The 24,534-nt window shown below is 45.0% G+C and carries 24 protein-coding genes and 1 riboswitch; of the genes, 17 read left to right on the top strand and 7 right to left on the bottom strand.

Going from position 1 to position 24,534, the window contains the following annotated elements:
* Positions 1–56: 56 nt before the first annotated feature.
* Together MHH86_RS30290 and MHH86_RS30285 are read left to right on the top strand one after the other, a co-directional pair.
* Positions 57–335: a hypothetical protein gene (locus MHH86_RS30290; protein ID WP_038573810.1), complete on the top strand. Its 279-nt coding sequence runs from the start codon at positions 57–59 to the stop codon at positions 333–335.
* A gap of 139 nt (positions 336–474) precedes the next feature.
* Entirely contained in the window at positions 475–1,596 is a 1,122-nt protein-coding gene (locus MHH86_RS30285; RefSeq protein ID WP_076143885.1) for a nitric oxide synthase oxygenase, read from the top strand.
* Between the two features lie 121 nt (positions 1,597–1,717).
* Here MHH86_RS30285 and MHH86_RS30280 read toward each other — a convergent pair whose 3' ends face one another.
* Positions 1,718–2,359, bottom strand: a complete 642-nt coding sequence (locus MHH86_RS30280; RefSeq protein ID WP_076143883.1) for a helix-turn-helix domain-containing protein — start codon at positions 2,357–2,359, stop codon at positions 1,718–1,720.
* Positions 2,360–2,546: 187 nt separating this feature from the next.
* On the opposite strand from MHH86_RS30280, the gene MHH86_RS30275 reads away from it, so the two are divergent.
* The gene (locus MHH86_RS30275) at positions 2,547–3,299 is read left to right on the top strand and encodes an SDR family NAD(P)-dependent oxidoreductase (RefSeq protein WP_038573803.1); all 753 of its coding nucleotides are present in this window, start codon (positions 2,547–2,549) and stop codon (positions 3,297–3,299) included.
* Between the two features lie 163 nt (positions 3,300–3,462).
* Positions 3,463–4,878 carry a hypothetical protein gene (locus MHH86_RS30270; protein WP_038573800.1) on the top strand — a complete coding sequence of 472 codons (1,416 nt, stop codon included), beginning with the start codon at positions 3,463–3,465 and terminating at the stop codon, positions 4,876–4,878.
* 67 nt (positions 4,879–4,945) lie between these two features.
* On the opposite strand, the gene MHH86_RS30265 is transcribed toward MHH86_RS30270, so the two are convergent.
* Positions 4,946–6,436: a peptide MFS transporter gene (locus tag MHH86_RS30265; protein ID WP_038573797.1), complete on the bottom strand. Its 1,491-nt coding sequence runs from the start codon at positions 6,434–6,436 to the stop codon at positions 4,946–4,948.
* 255 nt (positions 6,437–6,691) lie between these two features.
* On the opposite strand from MHH86_RS30265, the gene MHH86_RS30260 reads away from it, so the two are divergent.
* The 4 genes from MHH86_RS30260 (at position 6,692) to MHH86_RS30245 (ending at position 10,005) form a co-directional block, all read left to right on the top strand.
* Entirely contained in the window at positions 6,692–7,048 is a 357-nt protein-coding gene (locus MHH86_RS30260; RefSeq protein WP_036682230.1) for a nucleotide excision repair endonuclease, read from the top strand.
* Positions 7,049–7,182: 134 nt separating this feature from the next.
* Positions 7,183–7,848, top strand: coding sequence for a glycosyltransferase (locus tag MHH86_RS30255; RefSeq protein ID WP_170914151.1), 666 nt, complete (start codon positions 7,183–7,185; stop codon positions 7,846–7,848).
* 175 nt (positions 7,849–8,023) lie between these two features.
* Positions 8,024–8,746 (top strand): hypothetical protein, encoded by a 723-nt coding sequence (locus tag MHH86_RS30250; RefSeq protein WP_036682228.1) that lies wholly within the window; start codon positions 8,024–8,026, stop codon positions 8,744–8,746.
* 5 nt (positions 8,747–8,751) lie between these two features.
* Positions 8,752–10,005 carry a polysaccharide deacetylase family protein gene (locus MHH86_RS30245; protein WP_076099743.1) on the top strand — a complete coding sequence of 418 codons (1,254 nt, stop codon included), beginning with the start codon at positions 8,752–8,754 and terminating at the stop codon, positions 10,003–10,005.
* A gap of 16 nt (positions 10,006–10,021) precedes the next feature.
* Here the strand turns inward: MHH86_RS30245 and MHH86_RS30240 are convergent, their stop codons facing one another.
* A complete protein-coding gene (locus tag MHH86_RS30240; protein WP_076143882.1) occupies positions 10,022–11,080 on the bottom strand; it encodes an endonuclease/exonuclease/phosphatase family protein in 1,059 nt (352 codons plus the stop codon).
* Between the two features lie 155 nt (positions 11,081–11,235).
* On the opposite strand from MHH86_RS30240, the gene rlmN reads away from it, so the two are divergent.
* The 4 genes from rlmN (at position 11,236) to MHH86_RS30220 (ending at position 14,349) form a co-directional block, all read left to right on the top strand.
* A complete protein-coding gene (gene rlmN, locus MHH86_RS30235) occupies positions 11,236–12,306 on the top strand; it encodes a 23S rRNA (adenine(2503)-C(2))-methyltransferase RlmN (protein ID WP_036682223.1) in 1,071 nt (356 codons plus the stop codon).
* A 79-nt stretch (positions 12,307–12,385) separates the two neighbouring features.
* Entirely contained in the window at positions 12,386–12,673 is a 288-nt protein-coding gene (locus MHH86_RS30230; RefSeq protein WP_036682221.1) for a DUF6509 family protein, read from the top strand.
* A gap of 109 nt (positions 12,674–12,782) precedes the next feature.
* Positions 12,783–13,262 carry a transcription elongation factor GreA gene (gene greA, locus MHH86_RS30225; protein WP_036682220.1) on the top strand — a complete coding sequence of 160 codons (480 nt, stop codon included), beginning with the start codon at positions 12,783–12,785 and terminating at the stop codon, positions 13,260–13,262.
* Positions 13,263–13,419: 157 nt separating this feature from the next.
* The gene (locus tag MHH86_RS30220) at positions 13,420–14,349 is read left to right on the top strand and encodes an AEC family transporter (RefSeq protein ID WP_036682218.1); all 930 of its coding nucleotides are present in this window, start codon (positions 13,420–13,422) and stop codon (positions 14,347–14,349) included.
* Positions 14,350–14,353: 4 nt separating this feature from the next.
* On the opposite strand, the gene MHH86_RS30215 is transcribed toward MHH86_RS30220, so the two are convergent.
* The 4 genes from MHH86_RS30215 to MHH86_RS30200 all read right to left on the bottom strand — a co-directional run bounded on the left by MHH86_RS30215 (position 14,354) and on the right by MHH86_RS30200 (position 18,313).
* Positions 14,354–15,196: an aldo/keto reductase gene (locus MHH86_RS30215; protein WP_036682217.1), complete on the bottom strand. Its 843-nt coding sequence runs from the start codon at positions 15,194–15,196 to the stop codon at positions 14,354–14,356.
* Between the two features lie 58 nt (positions 15,197–15,254).
* Complete coding sequence (locus MHH86_RS30210; RefSeq protein ID WP_038573785.1) at positions 15,255–16,463, bottom strand: MFS transporter; 1,209 nt, start codon at positions 16,461–16,463, stop codon at positions 15,255–15,257.
* 210 nt (positions 16,464–16,673) lie between these two features.
* Positions 16,674–17,186 (bottom strand): hypothetical protein, encoded by a 513-nt coding sequence (locus MHH86_RS30205; protein ID WP_235219473.1) that lies wholly within the window; start codon positions 17,184–17,186, stop codon positions 16,674–16,676.
* Between the two features lie 158 nt (positions 17,187–17,344).
* The gene (locus MHH86_RS30200) at positions 17,345–18,313 is read right to left on the bottom strand and encodes a Gfo/Idh/MocA family oxidoreductase (RefSeq protein ID WP_036682211.1); all 969 of its coding nucleotides are present in this window, start codon (positions 18,311–18,313) and stop codon (positions 17,345–17,347) included.
* Between the two features lie 199 nt (positions 18,314–18,512).
* Between MHH86_RS30200 and MHH86_RS30195 the strand changes: the two genes are divergently transcribed.
* The 5 genes from MHH86_RS30195 to MHH86_RS30175 all read left to right on the top strand — a co-directional run bounded on the left by MHH86_RS30195 (position 18,513) and on the right by MHH86_RS30175 (position 24,515).
* A complete protein-coding gene (locus MHH86_RS30195; RefSeq protein WP_036682209.1) occupies positions 18,513–19,460 on the top strand; it encodes a sugar-binding transcriptional regulator in 948 nt (315 codons plus the stop codon).
* 160 nt (positions 19,461–19,620) lie between these two features.
* Positions 19,621–19,724, top strand: a riboswitch (purine riboswitch).
* Positions 19,725–19,892: 168 nt separating this feature from the next.
* Positions 19,893–20,507 carry a xanthine phosphoribosyltransferase gene (locus MHH86_RS30190; RefSeq protein WP_036682464.1) on the top strand — a complete coding sequence of 205 codons (615 nt, stop codon included), beginning with the start codon at positions 19,893–19,895 and terminating at the stop codon, positions 20,505–20,507.
* A complete protein-coding gene (locus tag MHH86_RS30185; protein ID WP_036682206.1) occupies positions 20,501–21,820 on the top strand; it encodes a nucleobase:cation symporter-2 family protein in 1,320 nt (439 codons plus the stop codon). Before MHH86_RS30190 ends, MHH86_RS30185 begins: the two co-directional genes overlap by 7 nt.
* A gap of 211 nt (positions 21,821–22,031) precedes the next feature.
* Complete coding sequence (locus MHH86_RS30180; RefSeq protein ID WP_036682204.1) at positions 22,032–23,330, top strand: SLC13 family permease; 1,299 nt, start codon at positions 22,032–22,034, stop codon at positions 23,328–23,330.
* A 33-nt stretch (positions 23,331–23,363) separates the two neighbouring features.
* Complete coding sequence (locus MHH86_RS30175) at positions 23,364–24,515, top strand: glycerate kinase (protein ID WP_036682201.1); 1,152 nt, start codon at positions 23,364–23,366, stop codon at positions 24,513–24,515.
* The last annotated feature ends 19 nt before the right edge of the window (positions 24,516–24,534 follow it).

The following is a 24,534-nucleotide window of genomic DNA, read 5'->3' as shown; positions in this document are numbered from 1 at the left end:
ACCCAAACCATGCTAGAAGAGAACAGGCGCATTTCAGAAGGGAGCGTATTTCATTTATGAAACAACCCGATTCCAGTCTGCAAGCGAATGACAATGTAACTCAAGCCAAAAATTCTTTGGGTAAGCTTCATTTCTCTGTCTCTCAGGCACTTAGTCATCCAACAGAACAGACTTTGGCACAGGCTGAGAACCGCCTGGCACATACTGAGCAGGCGATTCAGCAAGCTCAGGACTGGCTAGGTCCTCAAGGTGTGGAGTTGGCTGAAGAACTGTTGACCGAGGATAAGAGCAGACTTGCCTCATTGAATAAGCAAGGGAAACGTTCAGAGCGCTAAATGGTCCTGCCGCAACCTGTGAAGCTCCAAGCTTCACGGGTTGTTCTTATGCGCTGTTCCCTGAAAGATGTGGCATAGGAAGAGGGATGTTATACTGGATTGAGAGTTTAAGCAAGGGTTTAGATGGGGGATAAGGGATATGGATGGCAAGCACATCGAAGAATTAACCCGGCAGGCGGAAGTTTTCATTCGACAATGTTACGCTGAACTAGACAAGTCTGAAGCCGAGACGGATCATCGCATCCTAGCCGTACATGAGGAAATTAACCAATCAGGCAGTTACACACATACAAAGGAAGAATTAGCGCATGGTGCAAGAATGGCCTGGCGCCACAATAGCCGCTGCATTGGGCGTCTTTTTTGGCAATCCATTGAGTTAATCGATGAACGCCAAGCAGAGACTGAGGAACAAGTTGCTGAAGCGTTGCTGCGACATCTGGAAAAGGCGAACAACGGAGGACGTATTCGTTCACTCATCACGGTCTTCCGCAGCGGGGAAGATCCGAATCGGCAGATTCGGATCTGGAACCACCAATTGATTCGTTATGCCGGGTACCCTGGCGATGAAGAACACGAACGCGCTGGCGATCCGGCATCGGATGAATTCACAAAAATGTGCCAGCAACTAGGTTGGCAAGGAACGGGTGGCGATTATGATGTGTTGCCGTTAGTGATCAGTATTGGCAACGGGCATCCCTACGTTTTCCCCATTCCTGATCACTTAATTCAGGAGGTACCGTTAACACATCCTGAAATTGAACGTTTTGCTGAGCTTCAGCTTCGTTGGTATTCTGTACCCATTATCGCGGACATGCAGTTGGAAATTGGCGGTATTCTGTACACGGCTGCTCCTTTTAACGGTTGGTACATGGAGACTGAAATCGGCTCGCGTAACTTGGGGGATACCGGACGATACAACACTTTGCCAGCTATAGCTGATGTGATGGGACTGGATCGCTCCAGCAATACAACGCTTTGGAAGGATAGGGCGCTTCTTGAGCTGAATCGTGCAGTGCTGCATTCCTTCAAGCAAGCAGGTGTCAGCATCGTGGATCACCATACAGCAGCTGATCAATTTGTTCGATTCCAGCAACAGGAGAACGAGCAGGGGCGCAAAGTCTCAGGGCGCTGGTCCTGGCTGATTCCGCCTATGTCACCCTCGTCTACACCGATTTGGCATGATCGTACGTTAAAAGAATATGATTTCAGCCCTCGTTTTCTTTATCAACAATCACCCGTGGCAACCTGCCCATTTCACTAGCAGACGAAGGCAGTATAGGTCGCAACTTGAATCTGGATAGAGGCATTTTCCTTGGAGATGTCTCTTTTTGTTTGACTATAGAAAAAGCGCCAAGTTCCCCTCCTAAGGAAACTGGCGCTTTTTAGGCTTTTAAATGATCCAGAAAAATTTGTTTAAGCAGCTCAAGCTGATCGTCGGAGTCTAGATCCGATTCCAGCAGGAGAATATTTTTTTTCATCGTTAGTTTTCTGGAAAAGAGGGCAAAGCTATTCATGAGCGTAATTAAGGTCTCTTTTACGGGGAGACCCGCACGAATAGAACCGTCTTCTACCCCATTTTGAATGATCCTGGAGTATTCATGCCAAATTTTGCGGTTGAGTGCATTGAAACTCAGAACATCCTCAACAGGCTCACTTGAGTGTGAGGCGTAGCTTTCGAAATTGACCATAAAAATAATACTTAGATGATTTTGATCCTGAATAAAGAAATCAAATAATTTCTCGATTTGTTCAAGACAAGTAAGGGGCAAGTCCGCTACGTATTTAAAATGATCGAGCATAGGCTCCAGCATTCGGGTGGCTACAGCCACTATGAGCTTTTCTTTTCTGGGAAAATAGCGAAATAACGTCGCAATCCCGATGTTGGCTTCGCTTGCGACATCTTGCATCGTCGACTTTTCGATTCCTTTTTGTGATAATACTCGTTCTGCGGATTCGAGGATCGTAATTAATCGTTGCTGCTTACCATCGGATCTTTCTTTTTCGTATCGTGTTTTAGGATTCATGAGGGCTAGACCCTTCCATTTTTTGATTGGGATTTTCAATTATTAGTATTATATCCACCGTTTATTGGATTAAGCAAGGAGTAGTTGTAGTTCTTTTACAAAAATGATATGATGTATATCACAGTGATAGTATGACTATCATCACTCAAATATTATATCACAATACGATTATAGAGGAGACCTAATTATGAATCGTCTAACTAATAAAGTAGCAATTATTACAGGTGCAGGCAGTGGCATGGGCCGTGAAGAAGCCCTTTTATTGTCCAAAGAGGGCGCTACAGTTGTGGCAACTGATATTAACGAGGCTGCCGTACAAGCAGTTGTGAAGGAAATTGAAGCAAATGGTGGACAAGCAGCAGCTTATGCACATAATGTGGCTTCCGAAGAAGACTGGATCAAGGTTGTAGAAGATGTGATTAGCAAGTTCGGGAAAATCGACATTTTGGTAAACAATGCAGGGATCTCATTCCCGGTTCAATTGCTCGAATCGACTGTTGATCAATGGAACAAAGTAATGAACATCAACGTGAGCAGCGTATTCCTTGGCATGAAGCATGTTGTTCCTCAAATGAAGAATAATAAAGGTGGTTCTATCGTTAATATTTCATCCATCGCAGGTTTGACTGGCAGCAGCGGTGCTGGTGCTTATACAGCTTCTAAAGGTGCAGTTCGTATGCTAAGTAAAGCAGCAGCTGTAGACTTTGGTAAAGATAACATTCGTGTGAACTCTGTTCACCCAGGATTTATCGAAACCCCAATGAGTGCTGAATTTGTAAATAACGAAAAAATGCATAGCTTCTTTATGTCTCAGACTGCGCTGCCACGTGTTGGTCGTGCTTCTGAAGTAGCTGAAGCTGTATTGTTCTTGGCTTCTGATGAAGCTTCTTACATTACAGGTGTTGAGCTGCCGGTTGATGGCGGAGTCGTAGCTAAATAATAATCTTTAATTAAGAAACACTAAGAAGCCGTCCCATACGTAGATTTTCTCTACGCGCGGGACGGCTTCTTTTGCTGTTTTAGGCCCATTTCTACCGAACATTAGCCTACACCCCTGCATACCATATAGCACTCGGATAGTAGGAGAAGGGTGTGGTGCAGAGATGGGCATCCAGTTAACAGCGCTCCATTATGTATATCTGGCATTTATCATATTTATAATGGCACTTCTGATCAAGAGACGGGACACAACGATGATCTGTATTGCGGGCATCTTTGTACTTGGGTGGTTAGCCACGGAAACCGTCAGTGGTTCAGTCACAGGTGTATTCAACTCTTTTGTATATGCAACCAAGGAGCTAATGGGTACGATCATGATTATTTCGATCATAGTAGCCATGAGCCGGGTATTAACACGCACGGGGATTAACGAGATCATGGTTGCTCCACTTACCCGCTTTTTGCGCACACCGTTCATAGCCTTTTGGGGGATCGGTCTGATTATGATGGTCACCTCATGGTTCTTCTGGCCTTCACCCGCAGTGGCCTTGATCGGGGTTGTGCTGCTGCCGGTTGCCATTCGAGTGGGACTGCCTGCTCTTGGAGCGGCGATGGCAATGAATTTATTTGGCCACGGGATTGCACTCTCAGGTGATTATATTATTCAAGGTGCGCCTAAATTAACAGCAGATGCGGCAGGACTTCCAGTGACCAGTGTCATGGAGGCGAGTGTTCCGCTTGTAATTGTTATGGGCGTGGTGACTACGATAACGGCGTATTGGATGATGCGCAGAGATCAGAAGAAGGGAACTTGGCGAGACGGGCTTATTGCCGGGAAAAGTGCCGGGAGTGCGTTATCTGCAGAGAATGATACGGCAGAGGATCCAGCGGTGATTCATCCAGCATTGAAAAAATGGCTGGCCATCGCCATTCCCATCCTGTTTTTAGCCGATGTAGCAGGCATGTTCCTGCTCGATTTGCAGGGTGGAGACGCAACTGCCTTAGTTGGTGGTACTGCGGTATTCATTCTGGTTGTAGTCACCTTGTTGGCACATCGTAATAAAGGATTGGAGCAAGTAACCTCTTATCTGATTGATGGACTTACGTTTGGCTTCAAAGTATTTGGTCCTGTGATACCGATTGCCGCTTTTTTCTATCTGGGGGATTCGGCGTTTGCTGAATTATTCGGCAAAGTGCTGCCCGCCGCATCTCAGGGGATTGTAAATGATCTAGGGGTCGCTCTAGCTCATAACGTCCCTCTGAACGGCGCTGTGGGTGCAGTAACCGCGACCATAACCGGAGCCATTACAGGCCTAGATGGTTCAGGGTTCTCGGGCATTTCACTTGCCGGGTCCATTGGGAAATTGTTTGCGGTGGCCACACATTCCGATGCGGCGACTTTAACTGCGCTGGGTCAGGTAGCTGCAATTTGGGTAGGTGGAGGCACGCTGATTCCGTGGGCATTGATTCCGGCCGCCGCTATTTGCGGAGTAAGCCCCTTTGAGCTGGCGAGACGGAATGTTAAGCCTGTATTGATTGGGCTGGTAGTCACGACGATTGTCGCCATGTTTCTGGTGTAGAGGTTGGATAACTATAGGAAACCAAAAAAAGGCTGCCGAGAGAATCTCGGGCAGCCTTTGGGTGTGTTTAATGTATCCCTTTCATGAAATTCTGAATTTTGGAAGAGAATAGGAAGAGGACAAGCGCAAGGAGAAGGGCCACTCCGCCAATTACTCCAAAATACATCATTTCGGTATCCGGGGTATAGAACTTCACAATCTGAGCATTAATTGCTTGGGCAGCGGCATTCGATAAGAACCACATACTCATCATTTGAGCGGTAAAAGCCGCCGGTGCCAGTTTGGTCGTTGCTGATAAACCCACAGGGGACAAGCATAACTCCCCGATTACGATGATAAAATAGCTGAGTACCAGCCATAATGGATTCACAAGTGAATTAGCTCCACCGAAATAAGCAGGTACTAGAATCACCAGGAAGGATAAACCGGCAAACAATAAACCAAGCGAGAACTTTTGCGGAATCGAGGGTTGACGGTTACCGAGCTTTAACCACAACCAGGCAAATATAGGTGCAAGAGTGATAATAAACAGCGGGTTAAGCGATTGGAACCAAGCAGGAGAAATGTGTAAGCCTGCAAAATCCAATTGGGTCCGTTTATCAGCGAAACTAGCTAGAACTGTGGAAGTCTGCTCTTGAATCGCCCAGAACATAATCGATGCGATAAATAAAGGAATGTATGCGAGAATTCTTGACCGTTCAACGGCTGTTGTTTTGGGACTGCGGTACATCATAATGAAATACATCGTAGGAATAAGTAAGCCTAATACCCCTACTATTTTTATTAATGTTTCAAAGGTAAGCACTCCGGTAAGAATGCCGATCGTAATCAAAATCGCAAGTACAACTAATCCTACACCAATCCAAGTAAAGATTTTTTTCTTCTGATCTGCAGGAATAGGGTTGTGTACAATCGTACCGGCCAGACCCAGATTTTTTGTGCGAGTCATAATATAAACGACTAGTCCAATAAACATTCCGACTGCGGCAATCGAGAAACCTAGATGGAAATTATTCATGCCTACTGCACCAACAATTAGTGGGGAGAGAAATCCTCCCAGGTTGATGCCCATATAAAAAATGCTGAAGGCAGCGTCACGGCGGTTATCCTGCTCGCTATAAATTTCGCCGACAATACTTGAAACGTTGGGTTTCAGTAGACCCGTTCCGAGTACGATTAAAACCATCGAAGCAAAAAATAATGTGGTATTGCCTGGAATAGCCAGTAGTATATGCCCGAACATGATTAAAACGCCGCCGTAGAAAACAGCCCTCGAAGTTCCGAGAAGCCGATCTGCAAGCCAGCCTCCGATGATCCCTGACATATATACAAGCGATCCATAGATAGACATAATAGAAAGTGCCATATCTTCAGGTAATCCGAGGCCGCCTTGGCTTACTTCATAATACATGTAGTAGACAAGGATAGCTCGCATGCCATAATAAGAGAAACGCTCCCAAAATTCTGTGAAGAAAAGGGTGAAAAGTCCCTTAGGATGTCCGAAGAAACCCTTTTGAGGGACACTATCTACTATTTTTTGCCGGTCTGTTACTGCCATGAATCAAATCCTCCTAGATGACAAATATCTATATATCATGATGCAGACGCCTCTATTTTATTTATAATCCTCTCCTGTCTAAGACCGCAACCCTTGGGCAGGAAGGTTTTGAATAATGCCATATTTTTTAGTGATATTTCCATTAGATCAATCGAACTTGCTTTTATTGTATTTATTTGACTGCGCCAGATTGAATGGTCTTACTTAGCGATTTATGATACTATTTACTCCTATATAGAAAGAGGACGTGAGCTAATGATCAACATAACGATTCCAAAAGCGGATGTTAGTATTACTAAACAAATTAACCCGCAGTTAAGCAATATTTACGGATTTACGGACTTTCACCTGATTCCGAGAGATTACGGCGGTATCTTTATGTTCTACAATGATCAGGATGAGTTGTTGTTTGTAGGTAAAGCGAGAAAGCTAAGACCAAGAATTAAAAAACATTTTGAAGACACCGTATCTGACATCAAGCAACATCGGGACGAGGTCACCAGAATTGATGTGTGTTTGATCGAAAGTCCAGTTCATAGAGAGATCTACGAAACCTATATCATTAATGAACTGAAATCTAAATACAACGTAGATAAAGTGATGTTTAGATAAAAGTAAGACCCAGGCACCGTCCACGTGATGGTGCTTTTTTGTGTTCTGAGAATAGTTGCGAATGAAATGGAAGTAAAGGTGCACAATATACAAGATATTCAAATCCATCACTGTTCACAAGGAGATAGGTCATATTGAAAAATAAGTATTTGATGTTGAAGCTAACCTTATTGTGTATGTTTCTGGTTGTAAGTGTTACACCTACAATTGCTGATGCTGCAGCGGCTAAAGAGAAAAAGAGCTCCCACAAGCAATGCTTAACCCCTTCCGTAATTGAGCTTAAGGATAATCTTAGGAAGTTATGGATCGATCATGTGGTATGGACAAAAAACTACATTGTTAGCGCCTTTGCAGATTCCGAGGATAAGGAGAAGGTACTGGCAAGGCTGTTACAGAATCAGCAGGACATAGGGGATGCCTTTAAACCGTATTACGGTGAGGCAGTTGGAGATAAGGTAGCTCAATTATTGCGGGAGCATATTCTTATTGCCGGAAAAGTCCTAGATGCTGCGAAGGCTGGAAATCAGGCCGATGTGGAAAAATACAATAAAGAGTGGTATACCAACGCCGATGACATTGCCAAGTTCCTTAGTAGTCAGAATCCCAAATATTCTTATGAACAATTAAAGGAAATGCTTCATGAACATCTGGAATTGATTACTGATGACGTGACGGCTAGAGTTAAAAAGGATTGGGATGCCGAAATTGTCGCATTTGATAAAGGGCTGGAGCATATGATCATGTTCGCAGATATCTTAACCGAGGGATTGATCAAACAATTTCCCGATAAATTCAATTGAAATCAAAGCACCCGAAGGGGTGCTTTTTTTATTTTGCAGAAGAAAATAGGTCTTTAGGTGCATTTCAGAAAGTTAGATATAAAGGCTCACTTACATACAAGATAAGTAAACTATAATAGACTCGTGGGCACTCGACATTTTTTGACATTTTTTTATAATTGAGGTGATAAAATCGATGATTTCCCCCTTTTTTAAAAAGAAAGATTCAGTGGATAAGCAATCCAAGTCGGATATGGTTCAAAAGGTACAGTTATTAGATGATCAGGTCGAAGAAATAGAAGAAAAGACCTCGGACGAGACTTTAGCTGGATTGGTTACGACAGGCAAAGCTCAGCTTGATAAAAAATCACTCGATTTGATCTTCTCCGTGGAGCAGATTATTCAGGCCAGACAACATGCGGAGACCAATATTAATGAGCTTCAGGATCGGTTGACCCATTCCAGCAGTCATGTGGAGCGATTAAACCGGGATATGAAAAACCTTAATAAGGTCATTGAGGAAAGAGAAAAGAATGTCCGCGAGCTTGAGCATAAGTTGATTGAGAGAAATTTGAAGGTCGATCAAGTGCTGGAGGATTACCGCGAGCTTCAAACTGCGCTCACAGCTGAGATCGAGGAATTAAAGAGTACCATTGAGCTGGAGCAGCAAAAATATGTAAATCTGATTCAAAAACATAACGAAGCCCATGCAGAGAAACTTAAAAAGATGAATGATCTGGAAGAGAAAATCGGACGGGTTGAGATTGAGAATGCACATTTAAAACAGAAGTACGATACGATTCGCCAAGAAAAGGCGTATCTCTCGGGTATGATCAGCGATTTCACCAATCGGATGACGGTTCCTTTTGGGAGTGGCAGTAGTCTGACGGATCGAAATGATGGAAACGGAGATACATAGGATTCATGGCATCTAAGGAACCGGACACCATTCTAATGATTGAGTTACTGTCGCTTGAGCATGAACAGGCCGGTTATCAGATTGAGGTAGGTCTAACCCGTAATGTTGGGTACGCAAGAAGCAAGCTCACCATAGATGAATTTACATACGAACAATTGAAGGCGCTAGGTCCCTTTTCCGGAGGGAGAATGAGATTGTCGCTGTATCCGAAGTGGGATCCTTTTCGGAATAGTTACTACAGCACACTGATTATAATGAACAGAGCATACAGCGAAACATTGTATTTTGCCTGTTCTGAATATTATGTAACCCAACTTCTTCAATTAAAGCAGCAGGACTATCCTCAAGCAGAAGAGGAGAGGGTAGTTCAGACCATGCTTCCCTCTACAGAACCAGGGCATAGGATAAGCAGAAAGAAGACCAAACGAATTGGACTGGTTGCACTGCTGTGTCTCATGTTCGCTTGTTTGATATTTGTGTTACCTCTGCGAATGGATGGACAACTCGTAGATAGTGCTGAAGCGCTGGAGGAACCCGTATTAGGGGCCGACTCTGAGCCATTACTTTCGGTGCCGTTCGTTACCCTTGCGCAGACGATATCGGTTCATAACCAGCAAGCCGAGCCTACACCAGAACCTTCGGCCCCTCCTCAGGAACAGACATTGCCGTACGAAAAGTATGAATTACCCGAGAATGAATTTTTGTATAGCTTGCCAAAGGGTTACGTTGCCTTGTCATTTGATGATGGACCGTCAAAGTATACGAAAGAGATCGTAGATATTCTAGTAGAACATAAGGTGGCTGCCACCTTTTTATTCATTGGGAATAAAGTAGCTCATAATGCGGAAGCCGTTAGGTATGCTGATGAGCATAAGATGTCGGTTGGGAGTCATTCGTGGGATCATAGCAAAATGACTGCTAATAGCGTTGAGGAGAACCGGAATAACTTGGCGAAGACTAATCAGGCGCTGGAGCAAATTACACAATCGCCGATTACTATTTTTCGGCCGCCATATGGGGCGATCAATGACAAGTTAACCGCCAAGGTGACGGAACAGCAGATGAAGGTATTATTGTGGAATCGTGATCCCGAGGATTGGAACGTCAAGAACCCAGAGGATATTCTTCAATATGTTCATCATGCCGATCCGTCCGGCGGAGTCTATCTATTTCACGAAAAGAAGATTACTGTAGAAGCTTTGCCTGCTATCATTAAGTATTTTCAAGAGAAAAACCTGAAATTTGTTGTGTTTAAATAGAATCAGAGAATCCATGTTATTGCAGAATAAAAGTGGCTGTTACAGGGTTGTGATCACTGTGTTCGAAGGATAACTCATGACCCTGTACGCCGCTTATGCTGACGTTTGGTGAGACTAGAAAGCCATCAATCACTGCGCGGAAATTCACACCTTCTGTATAGGCAACATCGAGCGTCCGGACGGAGGGTACCTTGGCATCTACAGCCCACTGAAAGCCCTGTTGAAAATGTTCAGGGAATTCTTGCAGCCATTGCGGCCAATCCTGCGTTGTCTCGAAAGCATCAGGAGCTGTACCCGGAAGGGAATGGTTCCAATCTCCCCCTAAGATGAGGTAATTCCCTTTGTCATTCTCCTTCTTGATATAAGCCGATAAATACTCCAATTGCTGTTTGCGAATCGTTCCGCCTTGGTCAAAAGCTGATAAATGAAGATTGACTAGAATCAGTTCTTTTCCATTATCAACGGGGAATCTGCTCTCCACAAAAGCACGGTCGAGATCAAATTGTTGGCGAGGCCAGGTTTCTTTGCCCGGGAGATCATATCTAATATTACTTGTGCTGTTAAAACGGGATAAAGTTAATAAACCGCTGTTCACCGAGCCCATCGGATCAAGAACTGGAAGCGGTACCCAAGGTACCTTGTAGTTGGTCGCGAAAACATTGCTGTAATCAGCGAACTTATTCGACAAGAAAGAGACTTCATCTATACCGTTGCTACGGGAAGAATCGACGTCGACCTCCTGCAGCATGAACAGGTCCGAGTCTGTAGTTGTCATAAGGGACGCTACGGCCTCAAGGTTTGTCTTCGTTTGTTCCCTACTGCTTGAGCGTGACTTTGTTCCGCCATCCATAAAGAAATCTTGGCCTTTATCCAACCCGGCGTAGCCAATATTAAAGGTGGTTACCGAGAAGGACTCTCCCTGCTTCAGTACTTGCTGCGGATTATTGTTTACAGTAAGGGTAGTAATCTCCTGTGGTTTGTAGTCAGTGAGGGTAATATACACTAAAAAACCGCCAAGGATTAGAACGGCAGCTAGAAGGGTGAGACTGATTGCTTTTATTCTTGTTAAACCCATATGATTCCATCGCTCCTTAGATACATGTTCATAGAACAGACTTTAATGGTGTAAACTTCGACACTACCCAATAACTCCCCTTGTTTTAATAAAAAAAATTTGAGACAATGAGTAGTGATGGTCTGAACTTTAACGTTTTGAAAAGAGGATAACGAATGAATATAGAATCCATTTATGGATTAACTTTTGATCAACTGGCGGCATGGCTGTTAGAACGTGGACATAAAAAGTTTCGGGCTACGCAGGTCTGGGATTGGCTTTATCGGAAGCGGATTACAGACTTTTCGGAAATGCTCGATGTAAATAAAGATTGTGTAGAATTATTAGAGCAGAATTTTGTCATTCATACCTTGGAAGAACATGTGAAGCAGGAATCTGCGGATGGAACGATTAAGTTCCTGTTCCGCCTAAAGGATGGCAACCTGATCGAGACAGTGCTTATGAGACAGAAATACGGCTTGTCTGTATGTGTAACCACGCAAGTGGGCTGCAATATCGGCTGCAGCTTCTGTGCAAGTGGGCTGTTGGCGAAGAGCCGGGATCTCTCCAGCGGAGAGATTGTGGAGCAGATTATGAAGGTCCAGCAGCATCTGGATGCGGCGAACCTGGATCAAAAGGTCAGTCACGTCGTAGTGATGGGCATTGGCGAGCCATTCGATAACTTCAAGAACCTGCTCGATTTCCTGGCGATTGTCAAAGATCACAAGGGACTAGCAATTGCGGGTAGAGGGATTACCGTATCAACGAGCGGATTGGCTAACAAAATCGTTGAATTTGCGGATGCGAATACGCAGGTGAACCTGGCGGTTTCTTTGCATGCCCCTAATAATGAACTGCGGACGCAGATCATGAAGATTAACAAGGCCATTCCAATAGAGAAGCTAATGGAGTCTATAGATTATTATTTGGAGAAAACCAAGCGGAGAATTACGCTGGAATACATTCTGATGAAGGATGTAAACGACGGCAGAGAGCATGCGCTTGAACTGGCCGAGCTGATTGGCGATCGACGCCCGCTCGTCAATGTGAACTTGATTCCATATAACCCGGTGGATGAACACAGCCAATATCAAAGAAGCGAGCGGGAGACGGTGCGGGCCTTTTTTGATACCTTGAAGAAGCAGGGTGTCAGCGTAAGCACTCGTCTGGAGCATGGTGTGGATATTGATGCTGCCTGCGGACAGCTGCGAAGCAAACAAATCAAGAAATCCAAAGCCATGGCTTGATGGACTACCTCGACAACAATATGTTACTTTTTGTGATACAATGACGTGGCAGGTATTAGGAAAAGAGGTTGATTGAGTTATGTTGACATTTACGGGCTACAATGTGGAGAATGTAAAAGATCCTTTCGGTATACTAACCGGTAAACGGTATGAATTTGTCGTTCAACTGGACGTTCCAGAGGATGATGAGCTGTATGTAGAGAACGGAGTATCCGCTAGAGCGATTATTAAGGTGGATGAAGATCAAGTCAGCATCGTAAGTTATGATCTACAGGAGACAACTTCAGGTCAACTGCTCGATTTCGATATGGAAGAGGACGAGGAAGAAGCGTTACTCCTTTTTTGTAAAGAGCATTTGCCAGAATAATTAAGCAGCATTGACCTCCTTGCCCAATGTTCAATTGTGGCAGGGATTTTTTTAAAATATAAGCATTTATATGTTCAAGCTATAAATTATCTAAATAGGAGTTGTATACATGTCTAATGAAGAAGTGTTCTTGACCAAAGAAGGGTTGGCTCAATTAGAGGAAGAGCTGAAGGAATTGAAAGGCGCAGGGCGTAAGGAATTGGCCGCACGGCTTAAATTGGCGATCAGCTATGGAGACTTGAAGGAAAATAGTGAGTACCATTCGGCCAAGGACGATCAATCGTTCATGGAGACTCGTATTATGATTCTGGAGAAAATGTTGACCAAAGCCAAGATCGTGGATGAGAGCCAAATGGATCTGTCAAAGGTTAGTATGGGTTGTATTGTTATTCTGAATGACATCGAATATTCGGAGAAGATCGAATATAGAATTGTTGGAGCTGCTGAGGCAGATGTTCTTAATAACAAGATTTCCTATGAAAGCCCGCTAGGCAAGGAATTGCTGGGTAAAAAGGTCGGCGATATTGTTAGTGTAAATGCACCGATGGGCATCATTAAATATGAGTTGCTTGAGATCAAAATGATGTAACAATATACCGAAAAGCTCTCAACCCTTTGTAGGGGCTGGGAGCTTTTTTTGTTGGCATGATAGGTTTTGGCTATGAGGTATATTGATTTCATATCTTAGACGTTCTGCGCTGTTGCGCTTATAGTTTGAAGTAACCTACAGCAGAGGAGTTCTATTCATGATCCAAAGTGTGTTAACGACGTTATACCAAGTCATCGTGCCTTTGTCCATCCCTGTGATCGTGGGTGCGCTGCTTGGGCGGTTTAAGAATCTGGATACGAAGCCGTTATTGACGCTTTATCTATACTTTTTAACGCCGGCAATTATTCTAAATACATTGGCTACTGCCGAGATTTCCATGGATGATATTTATAAGACGCTCGCCTTTTCGCTTCTGAATCTAATCTTCTTATGGGCGATTGCGAATATAGTCGGAAAATTATTGAAGCTAGATCCATCCGAAGTATCCGGTCTGACCTTGATTTCAACGTTTACGAATAGCGTGAATTATGGACTTCCGCTGGTGTTGCTAGCTTTCGGACAGCTTGGTCTCGATAAGGCCTCTGTATATGTGATCGGACAGATGATTATCGTGAATACGATAGGCGTTTATTTTGCAGCAAGATCTCAGTTCTCGGTAAAAAATGCAGTAAAATCGGTCTTTTCACTTCCTGCCATTTACGCAGCTCTGTTGGCCCTTCTTCTCCGTATCTTTGGCCTGCATTTGCCGGCAGAGGTGGCTACAGGGGTTGCCTTGGTAGCTGGAGGATATTCGCCGGTGGTACTGGCGATCCTTGGCGCACAGATGGTTAAAGTGAGAACCATGCCATCCGCACGCAAGGGCCAGTCTACTTTTTGGACAGGGATGTCGATTCGATTAATCTTAGCGCCGCTAGTGGCTTACCTCGGATTATCGATCCTGCAAATAACCGGGACCTTGTTCTCTGTGCTGCTGATTTTGGCTTCTATGCCAGTTGCCGTCAACGCCGTAGTGTTAGCCGAGCGCTTTAATGCCTCACCGGAGCTGGTATCCAAATGTATTTTGTGGACGACGCTTGCTTCGTTTCTCGTGTTGCCGGTGCTTATAGTGTTAGTGCAAGGTGCGTAAGCCCTTAGAAATCAAAATGATCTGGGTCTGGACCTACCCGTTGATCTTGGTTGAGAGAGTTAATTAGAGTCATATCCTCGTCAGATAAATTGAAATCAAACACGTCTACATTTTCGATGATCCGGTGTTCTTTAGTAGACTTAGGAATAGTGATAATCCCACGTTGCAGGTCCCAACGGACAATAACTTGAGCGACGGATTTGCCATGTTTGGCAGCAATTTGTTTCAGTACAGGCTGATCGAACAATTGACCTTGCATTAACGGAGACCAAGCTTCTAATTGGATTCCTTGCTCTTTGCAGAAGTCGAGCAGCTCTTGCTGATTCAAATAGGGATGTAATTCAACTTGATTGACCATCGGCTTAATCTCAGCATCCTTCAGTACATCTTCAAGATGGTGAATCTGGAAGTTGCTGACCCCAATGGCTTTTACCCGGCCCTCTTTATACAATGTTTCAAGCGCTCTCCAAGACTCTTTATATTTTCCTTTTACAGGCCAGTGAATAAGGTACAAATCCAGGTATTCAAGTCCGAGTTTAGCTAAGCTAGTCTCGTAGGCGGCAATGGTCTCTTCGTAGCCCATATCTGCGGTCCAGACCTTTGAGGTTACGAAAAGTTCTTCTCTGGACAAGCTGTTCTCTTGTAGAGCCTCTTGGATGGCTTGTCCCACGCCTGTTTCATTCTCATAAATTGCGGCAGTGTCAATGCTGCGGTAACCGTGTCTAATAGCCGATTTGATCGCTTGTATCAGTTCTGCGCCTTCTTCTACTTTAAATACGCCAAGCCCTAGCCAAGGCATATTTACACCGTTGTGTAATGTAGTTGTATCCTGTAGATGTTGAGCCATAATAAAGTAACCTCCTAAGATATTTAAAAGTTTGTTTGGGTTGTTAATGGACTGCTGTTTAAGCAGCTTTAGTCTGGAGAGGAGCCTCATCTTTCTTCTCCAGAGCACGGCTCCATGCCGTCAGTAATACTGCGGACAGAACCATGATTGCACCTACCCAAGTGGTATGAATCAGTCCCATATGATCTGTGACGATGCCGCCAAGGTACGCACCAATGGCAATACCAGCGTTAAAAGCAGCAATATTTAATGCAGAAGCTACATCTCGTGCACTTGGCGCATATCGATCTGCAAGCGTAACAACATGTACTTGCAAGCCGGGCACGTTCATGAAAGCTAACAGTCCCATAAAGAAGATCGTAATCAGTGCGGCAACCTTGTAAGGTGCGGTAAAAGCTAAGACAAATAAGACGACAGCTTGGACTGCAAACATATAGAATAGAGCATTCATTGGTTTGCGGTTGGCGGCTTTACCTCCAATCACGTTCCCGATGGCAATCGCAATGCCGTAGACAAGCAAGATGACGGCGACTGTATTCTCTTTGAATCCGCTGATCTCATGCAGAAGGGGCGATAAATAAGTAAAGACTACAAATGTGCCCCCATAGCCCAAAGCTGTAATCGCGAAGGCAAGCAGTAAACGCCCATTGGTGACCAGCTTAACTTGCTCACGAAGGGGTGTGTGGGTACCTTTGCGCAGCCCGGATGAAGGAACAAGGATCAGATTGCCGATGAGTGCTATAAGCCCGATTGCAATGATAGCAACAAATGCAGCACGCCAGCCGAGTTGTTGACCAAGGAACGTACCTAGCGGAACGCCAGTAACAGTAGCTACTGTTAGTCCAGTGAACATGATGGCAATGGCACTGGCCTTACGATCCTCAGGCACGAGGTCGGCGGCAATGGTCGAAGCAATCGACATGAACAAGCCATGTGCCAGGGCGGAAATCACTCTCGCGATTAACAGCAATGTAATCCCGTCCGCAGCCGCCGCAAGACTATTGCCGATAATAAAAACGATCATAATGCTTAGCAGCAATGTTTTGCGTGATATCGACGTGGTTAGCGACGTTAAGATGGGTGCGCCAAAAGTTACTCCTAAAGCGTATAAAGTAACGGTCAACCCGGCTGTGGTTACCGGTATATGCAGATCCGTGGCGATTAGAGGCAGCAGCCCCACACTGATAAACTCAGTGGTTCCAATCGCAAAGGCACTAATGGCTAGAGCTAAGAGCGCCAAGGTGCTTCTTCTTTTATCTAAGGACATTTCTTTCACTCCTACGCTGTGTTAATCACCGGCCGGTAAGTGCTATTATGAAGAGATCTGTCCATTAAGTATAGTACGTACTTTAAAGTGCTATAGGTACTAAAAAGTACCTGTAACGCAACTCACCAAACCCAAAAAAAGCATGGGCGCCCTGATCTCGTCGGGTTTGCCCATGCTTTTTGCTATGCTTGTTATATAGTCCCGAAAGGGTTAACGAGACCGTTGTTTGAGGTGGCGCCGTTTAGTTGTGCCTTTGTTAGTGGCGTGCCCACCCGATCCTCCACCAACCGCCTGTTGCTGTCTTGTTCCTGGACTTTCAATAGCGGAGTTTGTTCCACCGGTGCTGAACGTTCCGCCTCCGCTTGCTACCTGAGTTGCGGAGGCATGCTGGCTCCGTTTAGGCAGTTTAACCGTCTGGGTATTGATAACGACCACAACTTCTTTGCGATACGGATATAATAAGAGGGGCTTAGCTTTGCCGCGTTTGTTGCCCCCACTGCCTAGGTTAGTCGCATCACCGCCTGCGCCGACACTTTGTTGTTGGCGTGTATAGGGAGAAGCAATGGCGGCATTATTGCCGCTTGCGCTGCTGCGTCCTGCACCGCTTGCAATTTGTGTAGTGTTGGGGGCGTTCGTATATTGATTGTTGATGACAAAGATTAATCTGTCCACTCCGTGGAGTGGGGTCCTTGTAATTATGCGCCGTTTTCCTTTTTGAATAATGACAACGATCCGGTCTCTTTTATAGGCCACCCATATTCACTCTCCCATACTTTGACTTCATTAACATTAATGCAGATGGGGGGATTAAGTGATGAATACGGGCGGACCACCTCGAAAAACAATCATTTGCCTAAGGTGCTGCCTAATAATCGGTTTATTTATTCAAAGCTATATTTGATCCCCCATTGCTCCCGGACATTGCTCATAATGTCCATGACATCCAAGGAGAGGTCGAGGGTCTCTTTATGGCTTTTATCTGCAATATACCGCCGCATATCTTCAATCTCGTATTGTAAAGCCTTGGCTGTATCTCCAGCCTCAATCGTCTCTACTGTGCCATCCAAATATTGAATGGTGGCTTTGCTGGCCCGCGGGAAATTGTCTACGGTAATAAAGCCTAATTCTCCTGCAACCACGCCCCGTTTAGGCATTTTAGAGCGCATTGTAAGGGAGATTACCGCCATTTCATCTGCAGCATTGTTAAGAATAATGCCGGATTGCTCGTCCACTCCTGTCTCGAATCGTTTTACTGTAGTAAGAATCTCATGGGGCTGTTTGGACAGGAAGAATCTTGTGAAGGACAACGCATACGTCCCAATATCCAGCAGTGCTCCGCCCGCCAGATCTTTGCTGAAGAAACGGTTGTTCACATCATATTCTTTATGGCTGCCAAAGGAGACCTGCACCATTTTGGGGCGCCCAATGATGCCGTCATCAATGAGCTGCCGCAGTTTCTTATACAGTGGCATATGGTAGATGGTCATAGCTTCGGCCACAACCAGATCCTTTTCAGCGGCAAGTCGGGCGACTTCTTGAAGTTGTTTGCTGTTCACCGTGATTGCTTTTTCGCAGAGAACATGTTTGTTATTCTGTAAGCTTTCAATGATGTATTCATAATGATTGCTATGTGGCGTAGAGATGTACACTACATCAATTGCGGGATCTTGCAGCATTTCACTGTAACTGCCATAAGCTTTCGTGGCTCCATATTGATTAGCGAATTGTTGTGCTTTCTCTAAGCTCCGCGATCCAACCGCATACAATGTTTCCCCCGTTTCATTCAGCGCAGCCGCAAATTCGGCAGCTATACTTCCCGGACCTACAATTGCCCACTTTAAGGGATTCATTTCCAGCACCTCACCTGTTTGGATTGTTTGTTTTTATTTAGAGATAACCTTGATTCCATCTGAACCATTCATCTCCATAAAAGTTTTGATATTAAGCACATTTGTGCAATATAATGATAAATGTGCAAAACAATCGTCTACAGTATAGCGGGGGGTTCTAAATCCGTCAAACTGTTGAATATAGCGGGGGCGTTGTAACATGGATCGAAAAGAAGATAAGAAGCTGCTCATTAAAATAGCACAAATGTATTATGAACAGAATTTAACGCAGAGTGAAATCTCTAGCAAACTTGGTATATATCGTACCACCATCAGCAGGATGCTAAAGAGGGTACGTGAAGAAGGTATCGTTACAATAACTATTAATTACGATACTGGCGATCATTTTACATTGGAGCAGGAGCTGAAGGAGCGGTTCGGGCTACGGGAAGCCATTGTTGTGGAGGTAGATCCTGCACAGTCCAGTACGATTAAACGCAAAGCTATAGGACAAGCCTGTGCGAGATGGCTCGAGCAAGTGCTTAAGCCGAAAGATACGATTGGGTTTTCTTGGGGAAGCAGCTTAGCTAGCGTTGTAGAAAGCCTAACACAAGCCCAGAGACCTTTTGTAACCTGTGTACCTACGGTTGGCGGCCCATCAGGAAAGATGGAGAGCGGGTACCATGTAAATAACATCTGCTATCAAGCTGCCCTAAAATGGGGTGCGCGCTCGTTAATGATTGATGTTCCAGCGATCACGGAGCAAAAGGAAACTAGAGATCAACTGATGAATTCGCAGTATTATCAGACCATTGCGAAGGCGTGGGACCATCTGGATATCGCTGTGTTCGGCATCGGATCACCGGAAATGAAAGGGGAGGAGGCGTGGCGCGGATTTTATGGTGATGCAGTGATTGCTGAGCTGGAGAATGGAAAGGTTGCTGGTGATATCTGTTCACGATTCTATGATGGCAACGGGATTCCCGTGCATACCGGAATATCGGATAGAACGCTGACTATTGAGCTGGAGCAGATCAAGCAAGCTCGGTATTCGATTGGTGTAGCGGAGTCACTTGAGAAGGTTACAGGGATCCGTGGTGCGCTAAATGGGGGTTATATGAATGTGCTTGTAACGACCCAAGAAACAGCGCAGAAGATATTGGAGTAGCAACTACTAAATGTAAACAATTGAATTTCGTGAAAATAACCTGAAAATGGCATGCAAATCGCTTAAAATTTTGCTTGTAAGCACCAGACAGAGCGTGTAAGATATACAAGGTATTCATATCGAACATTTATAAAAATATAAGTTTCACATTATACATTATCCTTATATTTGCTTATCAACTCATATAATCTTGGGAATATGGCCCATAAGTTTCTACCGGATAACCACTGTAATTATCCGACTATGAGTGAAATAGCGCATCTAGGGTTCCGCTTCCTGACTATGGAAGGACTGGACCGAGCGATGCGGACACTATGCAGTGTTACACCACTAAGGGACAAAAACCCAGAAGGACAAATTCACTTGAGAGAAACGACTCAAGGGATTTGTCCTTTTTTTGTTTTTAATTCAGAAGGAGAGATCAAGTTTACTATGAAGGTACTTCAAGAGCGCATCAGACAAGAGGGTCTTATTTTATCAGATACGGTACTAAAGGTAGATTCATTTCTGAATCATCAGGTGGATACGGAGCTTGCCTTACAAATTGGACAGGAGTTCAAGCGGTTGTTTGGACATTTGCCTATCACTAAGATCATCACTATTGAAGCGAGTGGCATTCAATTTGCCATGGCTACGGCCATCGCCTTAGGCGTACCGTTTGTATATGCGAAGAAAAAGAAAGCAGTGACCTTATCTGAAGCGGTCTATTCCGCGCCGGTACATTCTTTTACACGCAAAGAGGATTATATGGTTAGTGTCTCGCAAAAATATATCGGACCAAGCGATAAGGTGCTTATTGTAGATGACTTTTTGGCTACTGGTGCTGCTCTTGTTGGACTGGTTGATATCGTGCAAGAGGCTGGCGCTGAGCTCCTTGGCGTTGGTTGTGTGATTGAAAAATGCTTCCAAGAAGGCCGGAGTCTACTCGAGGATAGAGGGATAGAAGTCCATGCTTTAGCCCGGATCACATCTATGTCACCAGGTGAAATTCACTTCATTGATAATGAAAGTTCAAAAGAGCCAATCAAGGAGAGTGCGAGATGTTAAGCAAGAAAAAAGTATTTGCGTTAGGATTTCAGCATGTACTGGCGATGTATGCCGGAGCAGTTGTTGTACCGCTGATCGTAGGGAACGCGCTGAACCTGAATGCCACCCAAATGGCCTATCTTATCGCAGCTGATTTGTTTACTTGCGGATTAGCTACTTTGCTGCAGATTATGGGCACTAAGTATTTTGGCAGCAGGCTGCCGGTTATTCTTGGATGTACCTTTACGGCAGTAGGGCCGATTATCGCTATCGGCAGTGCCAACAATTTGGCGACGGTGTATGGAGCAATTATTTTATCTGGTTTATTCGTGGTACTGGCGGCCCCCCTTTACGGGAAGCTGCTGAGGTTTTTCCCAACGATAGTAACGGGCTCAGTCGTGACCATTATTGGGTTATCTCTTATTCCTGTAGCTATGAATAGCGTAGCTGGCGGAGAAGGCAGCGCTGATTTTGGGAATCCCCGCAATTTGTTGCTTGCACTGATCACGCTGCTGGTCATTTTAGCGGTTAACCGTTTTACTACAGGATTTCTTCGCTCGGTCTCTGTCTTGATAGGTCTTTTAGTGGGTACAATTATTGCTTATGGAATGGGCATTGTTAGTTTCTCTACAGTAGGTGAAGCCTCTTGGGTAAGTGTTGCACAGCCTTTCTACTTCGGATGGCCTCAGTTCAATCTTACGGCTATTTTCACTATGATCATTGTTAATATTGTTAGTATGGTGGAGTCCACAGGCGTTTACTTTGCGATTGGTAAAGTAACGGATCAGAAAGTGGAACAAAAGCAGATCGTAAACGGGCTGCGTTCGGAAGGTTTGGCGATTATGCTGGGCGGGATCTTTAATGCATTTCCGTACACAGCATTTTCGCAAAATGTAGGTCTGGTCTCGCTGACTCGGGTCAAAACTCGGAATGTTATTTTTGCAGCAGGCGGGATTATGGTTGTGCTTGGATTACTGCCTAAATTGGCGGCTCTGACAACGGTTATTCCCAATGCCGTACTGGGTGGAGCGATGATCGTGATGTTCGGATCGGTTGCTGTTTCCGGGATGTCGATTCTGTCAGAGGTAGATCTGCGTAAGGATGGTAATCTGCTGATTGCCGCTTGTAGTATCGCTGTTGGTTTGGGTTCGGCAACTGTACCTGCGATGTTCGATCAATTGCCTGAATTCGCCCGGATGCTGCTGCAAAACGGTATCGTATCCGGTTCCCTTACAGCGATTGTGCTGAATATCTTCCTCTCGAAGACAAAGGATAATGTTCTGGCAGAAGATCCTGCTGCCCCTGTTCTAACGAAAGAAACACAAGTCTCATAATACGTTTAATTCATGTTAAAAGACCAAGCTCTGGTGTGCTGAAACCTAAGCTTGGTCTTTTTCTCATGCTCAGTGCTTGTGCATATGCACAAAAAAATAGGTTGTCCCGTCAATATTATTGGGTTTGTAAGCGCAGTATACTCAGTTTAGAAAGCGTTATCAAATTACACACTGTATAGTGTCAAATTCTTATACTAGGGGGCAACTAGAGATGGAAGGCACAGTAATTAACTGGATGGGCGCAATTGCGGGATTGATTCTGGCCGTCGTATTGATTTTCAAAAAGGTTAACCCGGTCTACGCACTCTTTTTAGGCGCGATTGCTGGAGGAATATTAGGCGGGGCATCCATTGCAGAGACAGTACAATATGTCATCGACGGAACGAATAGTGTTATGGGTGCAGTTGTACGTGTTCTCGCAGCTGGTGTGCTGGCCGGGGTATTGATTGAATCAGGGGCAGCCGAACGAATGGCCGAGACCATAGTAGATAAGCTTGGTGAAAAGAAAGCGTTATTATCTATAGCGCTGGCTACTATGATAATTACAGCAGTGGGCGTATTCATCACAGTCGCTATCATTATTGTCGCTCCAATCGCTTTGTCCGTAGGTAAGAAGATCGGCATTTCCAAAACCGCTTTGCTGCTCGCACTGGTCGGTGGCGGTAAAGCCGGTAACATTATTTCACCGAACCCGAACACCATTGCCGTAGCTAAAGGCTTTGATGTAGATTTGGCTCAGGTCATGATTCATGGATTCATCCCAGCCGTTGCGGGTCTGATTGTCACTGTTATTATTGCTAATCTGTTGGTCAACAAAGGTGTAAAAATTGCAGAGGGCGACGTTGTAACTAAAGAGGAAGACAGCACTAAGGTTAAACCTAGCTTTGGCCGTGCTATCGTCGCTCCAGTTGTCGCTATTTTGCTTCTAGCCATTAACCCAATCGGAAATATTCTAAATATCGAATTGCTGAAATCATTTAAAGTCGATTCTATGATCATCTTGCCTCTTGCCGGCATTATTGGATTGATTGCTATGAAACAAACGAAGAACATCATTTCTTTTACAACCTCAGGGTTAAATAAAATGACAGGTACAGCCATTATCCTGATTGGTGCTGGTGCTATCGCTGGTATTATCTCGAAATCGGATCTGAGCGCTACTGTTGTAGATGCAATAACGGCTATGGGAATTTCCGGAACGTTCCTTGCTCCAATTGCAGGAATCCTGATGGCGGCTGCTACAGCATCAACCTCTACGGCTTCTATCGTGGCTGCCGGATCATTTGGTCCCGCTATTCTTTCGATGGGCACAGCGCCGCTAAATGCAGCAATTATGGTACACACCGGGGCTACAGTTATTGACCATCTGCCACACGGTAACTTCTTCCACGTGACCGCAGATTCCGTTAAGATGAACATTAAGGACCGGATGTCACTGATTCCTTATGAAAGTCTCGTGGGTCTGACGATGGCTATCGTCGCCACTATATTATACGGCTTCATCCTATAATTTATATTTGCAACTAGAAGGGACGGATATTCTATGAATAAAGACTTTGTCATCGTATTGGCACCGGATTCTTTCAAGGAAAGCATGACAGCCAAAGAAGCTTGTGAAGCCATGGAAAAAGGCATTCATAAAGTAAATTCTAATATTACTTGTATTCATGTACCCATGGCAGATGGCGGCGAAGGAACGATGCAGTCCTTGGTCGATGCAACGGAAGGTACAGTATATATAACAAAAGTTAAAGGGCCACTGGGCAATGAAGTTAGCGCATCCTACGGAATCACAGGAGACGGGCTGACAGGGGTGCTGGAAATGGCTAGTGCGAGTGGTATTCAGCTGGTATCCCCTGAGACACGTAACCCATTGATTACAACCACCTACGGGACAGGACAATTAATCAAAGCATGTCTGGATCGTGGGGTCAGCAAGCTGCTGATTGGCATCGGTGGCAGTGCCACCAATGACGGAGGCGCCGGGATGGTGCAGGCATTAGGCGGCAGGCTGCTGGATGCCGAAGGCAATGAGCTGTTATTTGGTGGTGGTCAGCTTGGCAGATTAGCCCGTGTTGATCTGAGTGGATTTGACCCTCGCCTGAAGGATGTACAGGTTGAAGTGGCCTGCGACGTTACGAATCCATTATGTGGGTTGACCGGAGCTTCCAATGTATTTGGTCCGCAAAAAGGGGCTACGTCGGATATGATCAAACAGCTGGACAGCAATCTGCATCATTATGCGAGTGTCATCAAAGAGCAACTGGGTTTCGATATTATAGATATGCCTGGTGCTGGTGCAGCGGGTGGACTTGGGGCAGGACTGGTAGTGTTCTTAAACGGAATATTAAAAAAGGGCATTGAGCTTGTGATCGACTATACTGGACTTGAAGAAAAGGTGCAGCAGGCGGACATGGTGTGGACCGGGGAAGGAAGCATCGATTTCCAGACCCAATATGGCAAGACCCCGCTTGGCGTTGCTGAGGTAGCTAAGAAATATAATAAACCCGTACTGGCCTTCGCGGGACGGATCGGCGATCAGACGGAAGTGCTGTATGATAAAGGGATCGATGCTATTTTTGGCATCATGCCAGGTGCAGCTTCATTGGAGGATGCCTTGAATAAAGGGCAAGAGAATCTGGAAAGAACGGCTGAGAATGTGGCTAGGTTAGTCATGCTGAACCAAGGAAGCTGATTGAATTATACAAAGTGAT

Origin of the sequence: Paenibacillus sp. FSL F4-0097, assembly GCF_038593125.1 — a bacterium.
Lineage (GTDB): Bacteria > Bacillota > Bacilli > Paenibacillales > Paenibacillaceae > Paenibacillus_AQ > Paenibacillus_AQ odorifer.
This window is presented reverse-complemented; position numbering and strand designations above follow the sequence as displayed.

Excerpts from the sequence above, each read along its gene's own strand:
- MHH86_RS30290 (WP_038573810.1), top strand. The coding sequence starts at position 57 with ATGAAACAACCCGATTCCAGTCTGCAAGCGAATGACAATGTAACTCAA.
- MHH86_RS30285 (WP_076143885.1), top strand. The coding sequence starts at position 475 with ATGGATGGCAAGCACATCGAAGAATTAACCCGGCAGGCGGAAGTTTTC.
- MHH86_RS30280 (WP_076143883.1), bottom strand. The coding sequence starts at position 2,359 with ATGAATCCTAAAACACGATACGAAAAAGAAAGATCCGATGGTAAGCAG.
- MHH86_RS30275 (WP_038573803.1), top strand. The coding sequence starts at position 2,547 with ATGAATCGTCTAACTAATAAAGTAGCAATTATTACAGGTGCAGGCAGT.
- MHH86_RS30270 (WP_038573800.1), top strand. The coding sequence starts at position 3,463 with ATGGGCATCCAGTTAACAGCGCTCCATTATGTATATCTGGCATTTATC.
- MHH86_RS30265 (WP_038573797.1), bottom strand. The coding sequence starts at position 6,436 with ATGGCAGTAACAGACCGGCAAAAAATAGTAGATAGTGTCCCTCAAAAG.
- MHH86_RS30260 (WP_036682230.1), top strand. The coding sequence starts at position 6,692 with ATGATCAACATAACGATTCCAAAAGCGGATGTTAGTATTACTAAACAA.
- MHH86_RS30250 (WP_036682228.1), top strand. The coding sequence starts at position 8,024 with ATGATTTCCCCCTTTTTTAAAAAGAAAGATTCAGTGGATAAGCAATCC.
- MHH86_RS30245 (WP_076099743.1), top strand. The coding sequence starts at position 8,752 with ATGGCATCTAAGGAACCGGACACCATTCTAATGATTGAGTTACTGTCG.
- MHH86_RS30240 (WP_076143882.1), bottom strand. The coding sequence starts at position 11,080 with ATGGGTTTAACAAGAATAAAAGCAATCAGTCTCACCCTTCTAGCTGCC.
- rlmN (WP_036682223.1), top strand. The coding sequence starts at position 11,236 with ATGAATATAGAATCCATTTATGGATTAACTTTTGATCAACTGGCGGCA.
- MHH86_RS30230 (WP_036682221.1), top strand. The coding sequence starts at position 12,386 with ATGTTGACATTTACGGGCTACAATGTGGAGAATGTAAAAGATCCTTTC.
- greA (WP_036682220.1), top strand. The coding sequence starts at position 12,783 with ATGTCTAATGAAGAAGTGTTCTTGACCAAAGAAGGGTTGGCTCAATTA.
- MHH86_RS30220 (WP_036682218.1), top strand. The coding sequence starts at position 13,420 with ATGATCCAAAGTGTGTTAACGACGTTATACCAAGTCATCGTGCCTTTG.
- MHH86_RS30215 (WP_036682217.1), bottom strand. The coding sequence starts at position 15,196 with ATGGCTCAACATCTACAGGATACAACTACATTACACAACGGTGTAAAT.
- MHH86_RS30210 (WP_038573785.1), bottom strand. The coding sequence starts at position 16,463 with ATGTCCTTAGATAAAAGAAGAAGCACCTTGGCGCTCTTAGCTCTAGCC.
- MHH86_RS30200 (WP_036682211.1), bottom strand. The coding sequence starts at position 18,313 with ATGAATCCCTTAAAGTGGGCAATTGTAGGTCCGGGAAGTATAGCTGCC.
- MHH86_RS30195 (WP_036682209.1), top strand. The coding sequence starts at position 18,513 with ATGGATCGAAAAGAAGATAAGAAGCTGCTCATTAAAATAGCACAAATG.
- MHH86_RS30190 (WP_036682464.1), top strand. The coding sequence starts at position 19,893 with ATGAAGGTACTTCAAGAGCGCATCAGACAAGAGGGTCTTATTTTATCA.
- MHH86_RS30185 (WP_036682206.1), top strand. The coding sequence starts at position 20,501 with ATGTTAAGCAAGAAAAAAGTATTTGCGTTAGGATTTCAGCATGTACTG.
- MHH86_RS30180 (WP_036682204.1), top strand. The coding sequence starts at position 22,032 with ATGGAAGGCACAGTAATTAACTGGATGGGCGCAATTGCGGGATTGATT.
- MHH86_RS30175 (WP_036682201.1), top strand. The coding sequence starts at position 23,364 with ATGAATAAAGACTTTGTCATCGTATTGGCACCGGATTCTTTCAAGGAA.